Source organism: Streptomyces sp. NPDC050147, assembly GCF_040660195.1.
Classification (GTDB): domain Bacteria; phylum Actinomycetota; class Actinomycetes; order Streptomycetales; family Streptomycetaceae; genus Streptomyces.
In genome coordinates this window covers 138,205-152,117 of record NZ_JBFALJ010000026.1, presented here as the reverse complement: position 1 = coordinate 152,117, position 13,913 = coordinate 138,205, and the positions used below count along the sequence as shown (strand labels likewise).

Sequence of the window (13,913 nt, the reverse complement as noted above, 5' to 3'; positions counted from 1 at the left end):
GCCCCGACCACGCGGGCAACCCCTCGGCGCTGCGGGACTACCAGGACCGGTCCAGGGGCCGGCACTATGCCGTGTACGGCACCGGGTCCGGCGGCGCCCGGCTGTCGCCTGCGACGGCAGGGGGGCGGGCTCAGTCCTGGGACCCGATGCCGTACACGGCATAGTGCCGGCCCCTGGACCGGTCCTGGTAGTCCCGCAGCGCCGAGGGGTTGCCCGCGTGGTCGGGGCCGAACTGCCAGGTGCGGTAGGCCTCCAGGTTCTCCCACTCGCCGTGCAGGACGTACTCCCCCTCGCGGTCCACGTCTCTCAGCAGCTCGCTGCGGATCAGCCCTTTGATGGCGGATCCCTGTGCGTCGCCGCGTACCCAGCTGATCTCGCGGTAGGCCTTCTCCAGCTGCTCCGCACCCCCCTCGGGCGCACGGAGGTAGATGACCACGCGGATGCGCTCGCTGCTCATGATGCCGGTCCCTTCCCGTTGTCAGTCGTAGTACGCGGGGGCCACCCGCAGGTCGGCCCACTGCTTGCCGTCGTGCCCATGGACGATGAGGGCGCCCTCGTTGCCGGCCAGTGCGACCAGCTTGCGGGTGCTCTCCCGTACGTCCTTCTCGTCGAGGTCGAACGGGAAGACCGGCCGCTCGTCGGGGTCGAGTGCGGCGGCCATCGGGATGGCGTCGACCGCCAGCAGCACCGGGCCGGAGTTCGCCAGCCGTACCAGCACGGACTGGTGCCCGCCGATGTGCCCGCTGGATTCCACCAGTTCGACGCCGGGCAGCAGTTCGGTGTCGCCGTCGACCACCCGGTAGGCGAGCCCGGGGACGTCCCACAGCTTCCTGGCCGCTTCGAGCCGCGGCACCGTGCCGGCGAGCGCCAGCTCGTAGTGGGCGCGCTGGATCACGAACTCGGCGCCGGGGAAGGCCGCGTGGTAGCCGCTGTGGTCGGGGTCCAGGTGGGAGCAGACCACCGTGTCGATCTCCTCCGGGCGCACCCCGAGCGCCGCGAGCTGCGCCACCACGTCCTGTCCCTGGTCCACCCGGATCCGTGCCTGGGGCGACGGATCGGCGGGAGCACCCGTGTCGATCAGGACGTTGTGGCCGTCGTCCGTACGGATCAGATAGCCCGGCACCGGTGCCTCGAGCCCGGCTATGGTGCCCAGCCGCAGAAGATACAGCCTCATCCCTCATGCTCCCCTCCGGGCGGCGGCCCGTGCCGTCGCCGCGGCGGTCATCATCGGCGCCGGCGCTCAAGTCCCGATCGAGAACGTCACACCGGGTGCGGCGGCCGGGTGATCAACCGCGGTTCGAGCGGAACCCGATCGGACGCGGCCAGGCTCCCGGCCAGAAGCGGACCTGTGCGCGCCCGGCTGAGAGCCGGGCGAAGACCGCCATCCGTGCCCCCCAAGGGAGATCCCGTGACGCAGGCAGCAGACAGGACACCGGCGACAGGGGAGGCGGCGCCAGAGCCCGATCCTCGCCGGTGGCGGGCGGCCGCCGTGATCCTGGTGGCCATCGCCCTCGACCTGATCGACACCACGATCGTGAACGTGGCCCTCCCGGTCATGCAGAGCGAGCTCGATGCCAGCAAGGCGGCCCTGCAGTGGGTGGCCGCCTCGTACACGCTCACCTTCGCGCTCAGCCTGATCACCGTGGGCCGGATCGGCGACATGCTGGGCCGCAAGCGGATGATCACGCTGGGCATCGGCTTCTTCGTCCTCGCCTCGCTCCTGTGCGGCGTGGCCCAGAGCACCGAGATGCTCATCGTCTCCCGGGTGCTGCAGGGGCTCGGCGGCGCCGTGGTCATGACCCAGGGCCTGTCCATCTTCCAGGTCGCCTTCCCGCCCAGGGAACGGGCCGCCGTCTTCGGCCTGTTCGGGGCGCTGTCGGGGGTGGCGGCGATGCTCGGCCCGGTGCTCGGCGGCATCCTGGTCGACGCGGACCTCTTCGGCTGGTCGTGGCGTCCGATCTTCCTGGTGAACATTCCGGTCGGGATCGTCGCGCTGATCGGTGTCGCCGCGTACGTACGCGAGTCCAAGTCGCCCCGCACCCAGCGTCTGGACCTGGTGGGCGTCGCGCTGATCACCCTGGCGCTCCTGGCGCTGCTCTACCCGCTGGTGCAGGGCGCGGAGGCCGGCTGGCCGGCCTGGACGTTCATCGCGATGGCCGGCTCGGTGCCGCTCTTCGTCGCCTTCGCCCTGTACGAGAGGAAGAAGGCGGCCCGGGACGGTTCGGCGCTCGTGGAGCCCAGCCTCTTCAAGGAGCGGTCCTTCGTGGCCGGGCTCCTGGTGATGCTGAGCTTCTTCGCGATCATCTCAGGGCTGTTCTTCCCCTTCACCCTCTATCTGCAGGCCGGCCTGGGCTTCTCGCCGCTCGCGGCGGGCCTGGCCACCCTTCCGTTCTCGTTCGGCGCCATGATCACGTCCTCGTTCTCCGCGCTGCTCGCGATGAGGATGGGGCGCAAGGTGCTGAGCATCGGCATGGTGGTCATGGGGGCCGGCATGACCGGCCTGATCTGGACCGTCCATCACTACGGCGCTGACCTCGACGGCTGGAACCTCGCGCCCGCGCTGACCGTGCTCGGCCTGGGCCTGGGCTTCGTCATCTCGCCGGTGGTCGACATCGTCCTCGGCGGCGTCCCGGTCGAACACGCCGGTTCCGGCTCCGGGCTGCTGAGCACCGCCAACCAGCTGGGCGCCGCGGCCGGCGTCGCGGTGATCGGTGTGCTGTTCTTCAACCTGCTCGCCGGGCAGTCGGGGCCCGCGACCGACGACGCCCTGCCTGCGCTGCGCTCGCAGCTCGCCAAGGTCGGCGTCGTCTCGCCCGGGCGGGAACAGATCGTGGCGAACTTCAGCGTCTGCGCCAAAGAGAACGGCAAGAACACCGACGAGAGGCAAGCGCCCGCCGCCTGCAGGGCGATCGTCCCTCCCGGCACCGTCTCACCGGCGCAGAGCGGGCCGGTCGGCGAGGCACTGGCCGACGCTGCCGGCCAAGCACGCAAGAACGGCTTCGCCGAGGCCACCGCGAAGGTCCTGTGGTACGAGGTGGGGATCATCGTCCTCGGGTTCTTCCTGACGTTCGCCCTGCCCAAGAAGGGCCGCAGGCACGAGCAGGGCGGGGCGGGCGGGGCGAGCCGGCAGGAGAAGCCGAGCACCGCCGCGCACAAGGCCCCCGCCAGCTGAGCGGCCCGCTGGACGCATGGTCGAGCAGGACTTAAGCAGCCCGGCCCACTGTGACCCCGATCACCTTGTCACCGGCCGTGAACTGCCCGGCCTCGCCTGATCCCCACCCGATACGGGAGTAGACATGCGCATAGCAGTGACGGGCTCCATCGCCAGCGACCAGATGACGTCCTGCGGCCGCACCTTCGCAGAGCAGTTCATCGCGGAGTGCCTGGACAAGCTCTCCCTCACCTTCAGCACGAACGAGCCGAAGGTCCACCCCGGCTCGGCCGCGGGCAACCTCGCCTTCGGGCTCGGCTCCCTCGGCCTGGCGCCGCTGCTGATCGGGGCGGCCGGGACGGACGTTGCCGGCCGGCGGACCATCGACCTGCGGCAGCTGCTGGAGCAGTCCGGCCCCCTGGACCTGGTCGTGGTCTCCCCCGACGACCCCGAGGCGATGGTCTGCCACACCCGCCAGTGTGTGGAGCTCGGCATCCCCTTCGTCGCCGCCCCCTCGGGGCAGCTGGCCCACCTCGGCCGCGCACAGGTGCGGGCCCTGCTGGCGGGGCCGCGGTTGCTGTTCACCAACGCCTACGAATCCGTGCTCATCCAGGAGCGCAGCGGCTGGACCGAGCAGCAGGTCCTGGGCCGGGTGGGCACGTGGGTCACCACGCACGGCGCCCGGGGCTCGCGCATCGTCTGCGCCAACCGGCTGCCCCTGGACGTGGCGGCCGTGCCGCCGCGCGAGGCGGCGGAGCCCACCGGTGCGGGGGACGCCTTCCGGGCCGGGTTCCTGGCCGCCATCGCCTGGGGCCTGGGCCCGGTGGACGCGGCCAGGCTGGGCGGCGCGGTCGCCTCCGTCGCGCTGGAGAGCGCGGGCCCCCAGGCGTACACGCTGCGCGGCGACGACCTGGCCGGCCGGCTGCGCTGCGCCTACGGGGCCGCTGCGGTGCAGCCAGTCGTTGCCTCACTGGAGCATTTCGCGCACACGGCCCGCACCTCTAAAGCGAGCATCGCGCGGGCTTCCAGCCTGACTCGATCGAGCTGCGACCCGCGGCCCTCACGCTGAGCGGCAAGCTCCGTACAGAGGAAGGATCGGTGTGTCCAGCAAACAACAGCACACGCCCGTGTTGGTGGTAGGCGCAGGACTGGCAGGCCTGTCGGTCGCCCTGTTCCTGGCGCAGCACGAGGTGCCCAGCCTCGTCGTGGAGCGCCACCGCGGCATGTCGCCCCACCCCCGGGCCAGGGGCATCAACCCCCGCGCGATGGAGCTGATGCGATCCGCCGGAATCGAATCCCGCGTCCGGGCGACCGCCTCGGCGCGGGCCCTGGCCGAGAACAGCGGCGTGTACGCAGGTCAGTCCCTCACCGGGCACCAGATGGGTGCGCTGCACGAGGCGTACTTCATGGATGTCAAGACCGACCTGAGCAGCCTGTCTCCGACCGGCTGGTGCCTGTGCCACCAGGACGAGTTCGAACCCGTCATCCACGAGCGCGCTCAGGAGCTCGGAGCCGACTTCCTCTACGGCACCGAGCTCGTCTCCTTCAAGCAGGAGGACGAGGAGCGTGGGATCACCGCCGTGCTCCGGGACCGCGACTCGGGCGAGACCAGGACCGTGCACGCCGACTACCTCGTCGCCGCCGACGGCCCCACAAGTGCGCTGCGCACGCAGCTGGGCATCGGCTTCGACGGTCCGGGAACCACCGGCAACTTCCTCAACGTGCACTTCGAGGCCGATCTCGCCGAGGAGTTGGGCGAGCGCCGTTTCATCATGATGTACACGTTCAACGACACCGTGCGCGGTGCGCTGATGCCCCTGGACAACGCCCGGCGCTGGCTGCTGCACGTCACCTTCGACCCGACGGCCCAGGACCCCGCCTCGTTCACCGACGAGCGCTGCCAGGAGCTGGTGCGGGCGGCGGCCGGGGTGCCGGAGCTCGCGGTGAAGGTGCTCGGCGCCAAGCCCTGGGAAGCGGCGGGGCGTTCGGCCTCGGCGTACCGCAGCGGCCGGGTGTTCTTGATCGGCGACGCCGCCCATGTCATGCCGCCCAGCGGGGCGTTCGGCTCCAACACCGGGGTCCAGGACGCGCACAACCTGGCCTGGAAGCTGGCCATGGTGCTGCGCGGCGAGGCGGGCCCGGGGCTGCTCGACAGCTACGACGCCGAGCGCAGGCCCATCGGCGCCTCCATCGTGGAACAGGCCGTGCTCCGGTCCAAGGACCGGCCGCGGCTGGCCGACAAGGAACCGGCTCCGGCCAACCCCGACATCGTTGCGGACACCGCGATCTGGTTCGGCGGGCAGTACCGCTCCGGCGCCGTGCTCGCAGGACCCCAGGAGCCCGCGCTGCCGGACGGGGTGTGGAACCCGGCCCCCGGCGGCGCCCCCGGCACCCGCGCACCGCACGTGGCGCTGGAGCGCCAGGGGCAGCCGCTGTCGACCCTCGACCTGTTCAGCCGCTCCATGGTGCTGCTCACCGGCCCCGAAGCCGAAAACTGGGCCGCGGCGGGCCAGGCCGCCGCCCAGCGCCTTGGGATCACCCTCGGCGTAGTGCGCATCGGCTCGCCCGAAGGGCCGTCGGACCCCTCCGGGCAGTGGCCCGGCACCTTCGGTGTGACCGCACGGGGTGCGGTTCTGGTCCGGCCCGACGGAGTGGTGGCCTGGCGTGCGCCCGCCGGGCACGAGACCCCCGACGCCGTGCTCGCTCACGCTCTGGCCGCCGTACTGTCCCGGTAGTTCGCCTCGCCTGCTCATCCCCCGTAACGATGGAGAGAAGATGTCTGGAATAACCGGCTGGGTGGACTTCGACCGGGACCTCACCCGCGAGCACAGCACCGTCCTGGCCATGACGGCGGCCATGGCCCAGCGAGGACCCGACGGGGAAGGGATCTGGGTGAGCCAGCGGGCCGCCCTGGGCCACCGCCGGCTGGCGGTCTTCGACCTCGCCGACGGACACCAGCCGGTGACCCTGGAGCACGACGGGCGCACCGTCGCGGTGGCCGCGCACAGCGGCTCGATCCTCAACCACCGCGAACTGCGGGCCGAACTCGCCTCCCGCGGCCACCGGTTCAGGTCGGGCGGCGACACCGAGACCCTGCTCTTCGCCTATCTGGAGTGGGGCGCCGAGGCCGTGCACCGGCTGGAGGGCACCTTCGCCGGCGTCGTCTGGGATGCCAGGAAACAAGAGCTCTTCCTGGTCCGCGACCGCCTTGGCGTGGAGCCGCTCTTCTACTACCCGACCGCCACCGGGCTGGTGTTCGGCTCCGAGGCGAAGGCGATCCTCGCGCATCCGCAGGTCGAGCCCGCGGTGGACGCCGAGGGGCTGCAGGAGATCTTCACGTACTCCGGTACGCCGCACGTGGCGCCGTTCCGTGGCATGCACCGGCTGCGCGCGGGACACCACCTGCTGGTGAAGGCGGGGAGCACGGTCAAGACCCGCTGGTGGTCGGTGGAGGCGGCCGAGCACACGGACGACCTCGACACGACCGTCACGACCATCCGCGGGCTGCTCGAGGACAGCATCGGCCGCAATCTGCGGACCGAGGCGCCGCTGGGCTCGCTGCTCTCCGGCGGCCTGGACTCCAGCGGTGTGGTGGGCCTGGCCGACCGCGAACTGCGCAAGTCCGGGCAGCGGGTGCGGACCTTCACCGTCGACTTCGCCCAGCACGCCGAGAACTTCAAGGCGACCGACACCCGCAACTCGCCCGATGCCCCCTACGCGGCCGATGTGGTGCGCCACCTGGACACCGACCACACCACGGTGGTGCTCGACCCCGCCGACCTGAGCGACCCCATCGCCCGGCTCGCGGTGCTGCGCGCCAAGGACTATCCCACCCCGCTGGGTGACATGAACACCTCGCTGTATCTCCTCGCGCGGGCCGTCGGCGAGCACGCCAAGGTCGTCCTGACCGGTGAGGCCGCCGACTCGCTCTTCCACGGGGTCGCCTGGAACCGCGACCCCGTGGAGTCGACCATGGAGACCTTCCCGTGGGTCGCCCGCGGTGTGGTCCGCGACGACGCCGCGGGGCTGGGCTGCGGGCTCTTGGACGGAGGGCTGCTGAAGGACCTGGCCCCGCTGGAGTACGCGGCGCAGCGCTACCGCGAGTCGGTCTCGGAGGCCCCGCACCTGCCCGGCATGTCCGCGCACGAGAAGCACATGCGGGAGCTGTGCTGGGTGCACCTGACCAACTTCATGGAGAACCAGAACGGGCACACCGAGCGGCTGTTCAAGGCTGTCGGCCTGGAGGTGCGGATGCCCTACTGCGACCACCGGCTGGTCAAGTACGCCTACAACCTGCCCTGGGAGATGCAGAACTTCGACGGCCAGGAGAAGAGCCTGCTGCGTGCCGCGGTGCGCGACCTGCTGCCCACCAGCGTGATCGAGCGCCGCAAGACGCCCTACCCGGTCACCCTCGACCCCGGGTACGAGGCGGCGCTGCGCACCGAGATGCACGCGCTGCTGGATGACTCCCAGGCGCCGGTCCTGCCGCTGCTCGACGTGCCGGCCGCACGGGCCGCGCTGAAGGATTCCCAGAGCCTGAACCGGTGGGCCCGGCGGGCCAATGCCGAGCTGCCGATCCAACTGAACACCTGGCTGCGGAGGTACGGGGTGCGGCTCGCCCTCTGAAGCCCGCCAGACGCGCCGGGCCCGGGGAACCTGACCCCCCGGGCCCGGCGCACGTCGTTCCCGGCAGGCGCCCGGTTCAGTGGTGGCCGGAGCCGCCGTGCGAGCCCTCGATGGTCCTGGGGGCGCGGTCCACGGCGTCCGGCGCGACGACGAGGAACTGGCCCATCATCCCGTCGTCCTCATGGCGCAGCACATGGCAGTGGTACATGTACGGCACCCGGTCGTCGGTCAGGGTGTCGAAGCGGACCGCGAGCCTGACCTTGCCGGACTCCGGCAGGTAGACGGTGTCCTTGGGGCCGCGCGCTTCCTCGGGCGGTTGTTCGCCGTCCACGTCCAGGACGTTGAAGGTCGCGCCGTGCACATGGAAGGAGTGCAGCGTCCCGTCGCCGCGGTCGATCTCCCAGATCTCGGTGGCCCCCGCCGCCACGACCTCGTCGACCCGGTTGATGTCCATCGACTTGCCGTTGATCTGCGTCCCCACGAAGTGGAACTTGCGTACCTTCGCGTCGTTCGGCACCTTGATCGGGGCGGGGGCGCCGGCGAAGCGGGTGGGCAGCGCCGGGGAGGGCCGCAGGGTTTTGGCGGCGCGCAGCGCGAGGATGTCGAAGGTGTCGTCGCCGCCGTGGAAGCGGTCGGTGGGAAAGCCGATGCCCAGGTCGGGGGCGAAGCTGCGCAGCACGGCCTGTTCGCCCGGCTTGCACTCCACGACGATCTCGGCGCGTTCGCCGGGGCCTAACTGCAGCCGGGTCAGGGGCCGGGGCCGGGGCAGCAGCCCGTTCTCGGCGGCGACGAGGTGGAAGGTGCGCTCGTCGGGGAAACCCAGCTGGTAGACGCGGGCGTTGGAGCCGTTGAGCAGCCGCAGGCGCACCCGGGTGGTGGTGACGTGGAAGTACGGGTCGTAGGTGCCGTTGACGATGATGGTGTCCCCCAGGATGCCCAGGGGGTCCATCCCGGCGATGGTGTCGAAGAAGGAGCTCTCGCCGAAGTCGAGGGACCCGTCGTCGTGGAAGTTCTTGTCCTGGATGACCAGCGGCAGGTCATCGACGCCGTACCGGGAGGGCAGGGGCGCCCCCGTGGAGTGCTCGTCGTCCAGGATGATCATTCCGGCGATGCCCCGGTAGACGTGGCCGGCGGTCGAGCCGTGCGGATGCGGGTGGTACCACAGGGTGCAGGCCGGCTGGTGCACGGTCCACTGCGGCTTCCAGGTTCCGTCGCGCTCGATCATCTGGTGCGGGCCGCCGTCCATGGCCGGCGGGAGGTGCATGCCGTGCCAGTGCAGGGTGGTGGCGTCCGGCAGGCCGTTGTGCACGGTCATCGAGACCTTGTCGCCGCGGCGGGCCCGGATGGTCGGCGCCAGGTAAGGGCCGTTGGCGCCCCAGGTCTTGGTCTTCTTTCCCGGCAGCAGTTCGCTCGTGCCCTCGGCGAGCTTGAGCGTGTACTGCTTGCGGCCGTCCCCGGAGGGCTTGGGGTCAAGGAGTTCGGGCACCCGCAGCCGGTTGCGGAACTTCAGCTTGCCCACGTTGCTGATCTGGTGGTCGGAGTAGACCGAGAGCCAGTTCGCCCCCCAGCCGCTTCCCCCCACCACCACCGTGACACCAGCGATCTTGAGGAATCGGCGGCGGCCTGGACGGGCTGGTGTCATGGGTCGGTTCCTCCGGACAGGCCCCAGGGCAGGGCGAAGTAGCGGTCAAGGCATCTTTGCCCAGCACCCCTTGAGGATCACTTGAGCCCGCACGTGCGAACGCCGGGCGTCGCCTCGCCCCGGAGGGGGAACCCGTGCGAGGGACACCCGACGTTCGGTTCGGGGGACGGCGCTCAGGACGGGGCGGGCACCGCATCGAGCCGGTGGACCAGTTGCGTGACGTCCATGGCGCCGCTGCGGCGGAAGGGCTTGAGCCGCTGGCGGTTGAGCGTGTGGCGGTGGCTGAGTTCGAAGTCGCGGAACTCCTGCTCGCTGCTCCAGTCGGTGAAGACGAAGTAGACGCCTTCCTCCTGCGTCGACCTGAGCAGGACCTGCCCGCGGTTGGCGGGCTCGTGGGCAATGCTCTCGCCGATGGACAGCCAGACCTTCTCGAAGTCGGCGGCCATCTCGGGGAAGACCTCCATGCGCAGGATGACCCGCAGGGGCCCGCCCGGCACCAGGCCGCTTACGCTCTCCATTACCTTTCCTCCCTCGCGGCCGGCTGGTCCAGCCGCAGTATCCGCTTCGTCAGCGCGCGCAGTGTGTTGGTGGTGAAGATCGGTGCGTCGGCGCAGCGCCAGGCGACGATGCCGTCGGGTCGCACCAGGACGGCGCCCTGTGCCGTGACCCCGTACAGCTCGGGCCAGCGGTCGTCGACATCGGTCAGTTCGGTGCCGACCGCGTACACCGAGTAGGGCATGCCGAGCTCGGCGGCGACGGCCCGCGCCGCCTTCTTCCAGGGCTCGCTGTCGGGTCCGGTGAGCAGCACCATCGAGTGCCCGAACAGATCGTGCACGGACACCTCGGAGCCTCCGTGCCGCAGCCGCAGATGGGGCGCCCGGCTGCCGGGGCGGCCGTCGTTCTCCGCCGCCCACAGCCCGTCCCCGGGAAAGAGGCCCGCGTCCCTCGGGGTCAGCGCGGAGGAGCGGTAGCGGGGGTTGAACCAGACCAGCGGATCCTCCACCAGGTCGGAGTCGGCCGGCCCGGGGTCCGCGCCAAGGAGCCGCGGCCGGTCCTTGGCCCGCAGCACGGCCTGCTCCACCGTGGCCGCGCACACGGGGCGGCGCTCCTCGTCGTAGCTGTCGAGCAGCTCGTTTCCGGCCCAGCCGTTGAGCACGGCCGAGATCTTCCACGCCAGGTTGTGGGCGTCGATGATGCCGGTACCGGCGTCGAACCCTCCGCTGGGCGGCATCACATGGGCCGCGTCGCCGACCAGGAAGACCCGGCCCTCCCGGAACCGTCCGGCGACCCTGGCCTCGCCCTTCCAGGCGCTGACCTCCGCGATCCTTGGCCGCAGGTCCCGTACTCCTGTCGCCATCCGCACGAGTTCCTCGCACCGCTCCTCGGTGAACGAGGCCAGGGGCTCGCGAGCGAGGTCGCAGGAGACGTGGAGCAGCCACTGGGAGGCGTTGTCCAGCGGCATGAGCGCCCCGCGCAGGGCGGGGTTGACGGTGTAGCACATCAGGAACCTGCGGTCCCCGAGCTCGGCTCGCAGGTCGGCGCTGAAGCGGACCGTGACGTACTGGCCGAGGACTTCCCCGTCGAAGGGGATGGCGAGTGTGTCCCGCACGATCCCGGCTGTGCCGCCGGCCTCGACGAGGTAGCAGGCCTTGACGATCCGGTCGGTGCCGCTGACCGAGTCCCGCACCACCGCGTTCACTTCTTCGCCCTGGCTGTCCACCTGGTCGAAGGAGACGAGGGTGCTGCTGCCGCGCAGGACGACGCCGAGCTGCTGCGCCCTGGCGCTCAGCAGTTCCTCCAGTTCCCCCTCGTCGCACAGGCACCAGCTGGTGGGTGACAGCAGACCGAGCGGAGTGCGCACGTCCATCACGTACTTCTCGCCCAGCTCGCCCAGCTCGATGCCCGCCAGCGACTCGGCGGCCACAATCCCCGAATTTTGGGCCAGGGCCCGGGTGGTGGGCAGGTCGCGGATCTCTTCCTCCAGGCCCAGGGAGCGCAGCAGCTCCATGGCCCTCGGGTGGATGCCGAGGATGCGCGGGAGCTTGGGCCGCTCGCGCGCGCCCTCGATCAGCAGGCACTCGACTCCTTGCCCGGCCAGGAACAGAGCGGTCGCCAACCCCGCAAGTCCCCCGCCGGCCACCAGCACGTCCGTGTTGCGAAGCGCACTTCGGCTCATATCCTGCACAGCCTCACATCCCTTCGTCCCCTGGCGGTCCTAGGCGTGGTGCTCGGCGATCACCGAGGCGTCCTTGTCGCCGTCGCCGGCGGCGATGACCGCGGCGAACTGCTCCCGGACGGCGCCGAGTACCGGCATCGCGATGCCGTGGGCCTCGGCGGCCTCCATCGAGATCCGGATGTCCTTCTCCATCAGCTCGGAGCGGAAGAAGGCCGGCTCGTACCGGCGTGAGCGCATCAGCTCGGCCCGGAAGCGCATCACCATCGAGCTGAACCCGCTGGAGGCGACCGATCCGAGCAGCTGGTCGCGGTCGAGTCCGGCGGCGGTGCCGTAGGCGACGGCCTCGGCCAGCGAGGCGACCTGGGCGCCCAGCAGCAGATTGAGGATGAGCTTCATGGTGGCGGCGGTGCCGGGGGCACCGAGGTGGACGACATCGTTGCCGACCGTCTCCAGGACCGGGCGCACCGCCTCCAGGTCCGCTGCCTCACCGGCGACGTACACCCGCAGTTCGCCCGTGCGGGCCTGCAGCGGATTGCCGACGACACAGGCCTCGACCCGGCGCAGGCCCTTGTCGGCAAGGCGCTGCGCCGCCTGCCGCGCGTAGCCGGGTGACACGGTGGAGGTGTCGATGATGACGGTGCCCGGGGCCAGCACCGGCACCACCTGGCCGAAGAGGACGTCCTCGACGACGTTTTCGTCACTGAGGCTCAGCATGACCACGGAGTGGTCCAAGGCGGCCTTGTCGGGGGCCTCGGCGAGCGTGGCACCCGCCTCGACCAGGGCGGCCGCCTTGCTGGCGGTCCTGTTGTAGAGGGTGAGTTCGTATCCGCTGTCGAGCAACCGGCCGGCCATGCCGCCGCCCATGTTGCCCAGACCGAGGAACGCCACCTGACGGTTGTCCATGGAAAAGATCTCTTCTCTCTCGATCCGGGCCGCTCAGTACGCGGCGTCGACCTCATAGAGGGCGAACCCGGCGGCTGTGCGCGTGTCCCTGAAGGGCCGCAGCGGCGCGGTGTCCTGACGGTGTTCCGCGCCCGATTCCCACTTCTGGAAGGCGGCCAGGGACTCCCAGCGGCTCATCACGACGAGCACGCTGGCGTCCATGGGGCTGCGCAGCAGCTCGTTGCCGAGCATGCCGGGCACCTGGGCAAGACGCTCGCTCACCTGGTGGTAGGCCGCCCTGACCTGGGCCAGCTGCTCGTCGTCATGGACCGCCTGGAAGACAAGGACCCTGACCTCACCGGGCATCGGTGGCGGCCTTGCCCTCGATGTGGGTGAGGATCTCCATCACATGGAAGGAACCGCCCTTGCGGAACGGGTGGAGGGTCGCCCGGTGGTCGAGGTGAGCGGGGCTCTCCTCGAAGGCGCGGAACTGCGGTTCGTCCACCCAGTCGCTGATGATGATGTACGTGCTGTCCTGGCCGGCCTCGCGGGAGAGCGACTGACCGAGGTTGGCCGGGTGTCCGGTCACCGCGTCGGTGCCCTCGTGCCAGGCCTTCTCGAACTCGTTCTCCTTGCCCGGCACCACTTCCAGGCGGAGCATCACACGGAAGGCCATCAGGAGATGCCTCCGTCGACGCCGATGGTGTTGCCCGTGACGTAGCGGGACAGGTCGCTGGCGAGCCAGAGGATCGCTCCGGCCACCTCGTCGGGCTGGCCGAGCCGGCCGAGCGCCGTCTTGGCGCTGTAGCGCTGGGTCATCAAGGTGCGCTGGTCCTCGGGCAGGGCGTGGAAGTTCTCGGTCTCGATGACACCGAGCGCGACGACGTTGAAGCGGATGCCCTTGGGGCCGAACTCCTTGGCCAGCGAACGGCTGAGGCCGACGAGGGCGGCCTTGGTCATCGTGTAGTGGGAGCGCAGCGGGATCCCGGCCTCGACGGCCTTGGAGCCGATGCTGATGACCGAGGAGCCCTCGCCCAGCAGCGGCAGCGCGTGCTGGATGACCAGGTGCGCGCCGGTGACGTTGGTCGTCAGGATGCGGTTCCACTCCTCCAGGGAGAGGTCCGCGTAGGGGATGTGGCTGATCGCGCCCGCGTTGTTGACCAGCAGGTCGATCGTCCCGTGGATCTCCTTCACCCGCTCGAGCAGGGTGGCTATCTCGCGGGGCTGGGAGAGGTCGGCGCGCAGCACATGGTGATCGCCGCCGATCTCCTTGAGCTCCCGCTCCAGGCTGGTGACGTAGTCGCTCTCGCGCTGGTAGCAGGTGACGACGTCGACACCCGCGTGCGCCAGAGCGAGCACGATGCCCCGGCCGACACCGCGCGTGCCGCCGGTGACCAGGGCCTTCTTACCTCGAAGTTCGAGGTCCATGGAATTCC

13 protein-coding genes are annotated in these 13,913 nt (G+C 70.6%); 4 read left to right on the top strand and 9 right to left on the bottom strand.

Translation table 11 applies throughout. The features are described from left to right. Positions 1-130: 130 nt before the first annotated feature. A complete protein-coding gene (locus AB0I94_RS32880) occupies positions 131-457 on the bottom strand; it encodes an antibiotic biosynthesis monooxygenase family protein (protein WP_363313363.1) in 327 nt (108 codons plus the stop codon). Between the two features lie 21 nt (positions 458-478). Next, positions 479-1,174: an N-acyl homoserine lactonase family protein gene (locus tag AB0I94_RS32875; protein WP_363313362.1), complete on the bottom strand. Its 696-nt coding sequence runs from the start codon at positions 1,172-1,174 to the stop codon at positions 479-481. Between the two features lie 234 nt (positions 1,175-1,408). Between AB0I94_RS32875 and AB0I94_RS32870 the strand changes: the two genes are divergently transcribed. From AB0I94_RS32870 to asnB, 4 genes are all read left to right on the top strand, one after another. Next, positions 1,409-3,172: an MFS transporter gene (locus AB0I94_RS32870; protein WP_363313361.1), complete on the top strand. Its 1,764-nt coding sequence runs from the start codon at positions 1,409-1,411 to the stop codon at positions 3,170-3,172. A gap of 124 nt (positions 3,173-3,296) precedes the next feature. Next, a complete protein-coding gene (locus AB0I94_RS32865) occupies positions 3,297-4,220 on the top strand; it encodes a PfkB family carbohydrate kinase (protein WP_363313360.1) in 924 nt (307 codons plus the stop codon). Between the two features lie 31 nt (positions 4,221-4,251). Further along, on the top strand, positions 4,252-5,886 hold the full coding sequence (locus tag AB0I94_RS32860) for an FAD-dependent monooxygenase (protein WP_363313359.1): 1,635 nt from the start codon (positions 4,252-4,254) through the stop codon (positions 5,884-5,886). Positions 5,887-5,926: 40 nt separating this feature from the next. Then, positions 5,927-7,777, top strand: coding sequence for an asparagine synthase (glutamine-hydrolyzing) (gene asnB / locus AB0I94_RS32855; RefSeq protein ID WP_363313358.1), 1,851 nt, complete (start codon positions 5,927-5,929; stop codon positions 7,775-7,777). A gap of 76 nt (positions 7,778-7,853) precedes the next feature. Here asnB and AB0I94_RS32850 read toward each other — a convergent pair whose 3' ends face one another. The 7 genes from AB0I94_RS32850 to AB0I94_RS32820 all read right to left on the bottom strand — a co-directional run bounded on the left by AB0I94_RS32850 (position 7,854) and on the right by AB0I94_RS32820 (position 13,905). Beyond that, positions 7,854-9,419: a multicopper oxidase domain-containing protein gene (locus AB0I94_RS32850; protein ID WP_363313357.1), complete on the bottom strand. Its 1,566-nt coding sequence runs from the start codon at positions 9,417-9,419 to the stop codon at positions 7,854-7,856. Between the two features lie 173 nt (positions 9,420-9,592). Beyond that, complete coding sequence (locus AB0I94_RS32845; RefSeq protein WP_363313356.1) at positions 9,593-9,937, bottom strand: antibiotic biosynthesis monooxygenase family protein; 345 nt, start codon at positions 9,935-9,937, stop codon at positions 9,593-9,595. Next, positions 9,937-11,595 (bottom strand): FAD-dependent monooxygenase, encoded by a 1,659-nt coding sequence (locus AB0I94_RS32840; protein ID WP_363313355.1) that lies wholly within the window; start codon positions 11,593-11,595, stop codon positions 9,937-9,939. Before AB0I94_RS32840 ends, AB0I94_RS32845 begins: the two co-directional genes overlap by 1 nt. A 39-nt stretch (positions 11,596-11,634) precedes the next feature. Further along, positions 11,635-12,498 (bottom strand): NAD(P)-dependent oxidoreductase, encoded by an 864-nt coding sequence (locus AB0I94_RS32835; protein ID WP_363313354.1) that lies wholly within the window; start codon positions 12,496-12,498, stop codon positions 11,635-11,637. A gap of 33 nt (positions 12,499-12,531) precedes the next feature. After that, a complete protein-coding gene (locus AB0I94_RS32830) occupies positions 12,532-12,843 on the bottom strand; it encodes an antibiotic biosynthesis monooxygenase family protein (protein WP_363313353.1) in 312 nt (103 codons plus the stop codon). Then, positions 12,833-13,153 carry an antibiotic biosynthesis monooxygenase family protein gene (locus tag AB0I94_RS32825; RefSeq protein ID WP_363313352.1) on the bottom strand — a complete coding sequence of 107 codons (321 nt, stop codon included), beginning with the start codon at positions 13,151-13,153 and terminating at the stop codon, positions 12,833-12,835. The genes AB0I94_RS32830 and AB0I94_RS32825 overlap by 11 nt, the downstream gene beginning before the upstream one ends. Further along, positions 13,153-13,905 carry an SDR family oxidoreductase gene (locus tag AB0I94_RS32820; protein ID WP_363313350.1) on the bottom strand — a complete coding sequence of 251 codons (753 nt, stop codon included), beginning with the start codon at positions 13,903-13,905 and terminating at the stop codon, positions 13,153-13,155. Before AB0I94_RS32820 ends, AB0I94_RS32825 begins: the two co-directional genes overlap by 1 nt. Positions 13,906-13,913: the final 8 nt, after the last annotated feature.

What these genes read in the sequence shown, in the direction of transcription:
- AB0I94_RS32880 (WP_363313363.1), bottom strand. Translation starts at nt 457, where the DNA reads ATGAGCAGCGAGCGCATCCGCGTGGTCATCTACCTCCGTGCGCCCGAG.
- AB0I94_RS32875 (WP_363313362.1), bottom strand. Translation starts at nt 1,174, where the DNA reads ATGAGGCTGTATCTTCTGCGGCTGGGCACCATAGCCGGGCTCGAGGCA.
- AB0I94_RS32865 (WP_363313360.1), top strand. Translation starts at nt 3,297, where the DNA reads ATGCGCATAGCAGTGACGGGCTCCATCGCCAGCGACCAGATGACGTCC.
- asnB (WP_363313358.1), top strand. Translation starts at nt 5,927, where the DNA reads ATGTCTGGAATAACCGGCTGGGTGGACTTCGACCGGGACCTCACCCGC.
- AB0I94_RS32850 (WP_363313357.1), bottom strand. Translation starts at nt 9,419, where the DNA reads ATGACACCAGCCCGTCCAGGCCGCCGCCGATTCCTCAAGATCGCTGGT.
- AB0I94_RS32845 (WP_363313356.1), bottom strand. Translation starts at nt 9,937, where the DNA reads ATGGAGAGCGTAAGCGGCCTGGTGCCGGGCGGGCCCCTGCGGGTCATC.
- AB0I94_RS32840 (WP_363313355.1), bottom strand. Translation starts at nt 11,595, where the DNA reads ATGAGCCGAAGTGCGCTTCGCAACACGGACGTGCTGGTGGCCGGCGGG.
- AB0I94_RS32835 (WP_363313354.1), bottom strand. Translation starts at nt 12,498, where the DNA reads ATGGACAACCGTCAGGTGGCGTTCCTCGGTCTGGGCAACATGGGCGGC.
- AB0I94_RS32830 (WP_363313353.1), bottom strand. Translation starts at nt 12,843, where the DNA reads ATGCCCGGTGAGGTCAGGGTCCTTGTCTTCCAGGCGGTCCATGACGAC.
- AB0I94_RS32825 (WP_363313352.1), bottom strand. Translation starts at nt 13,153, where the DNA reads ATGGCCTTCCGTGTGATGCTCCGCCTGGAAGTGGTGCCGGGCAAGGAG.
- AB0I94_RS32820 (WP_363313350.1), bottom strand. Translation starts at nt 13,905, where the DNA reads ATGGACCTCGAACTTCGAGGTAAGAAGGCCCTGGTCACCGGCGGCACG.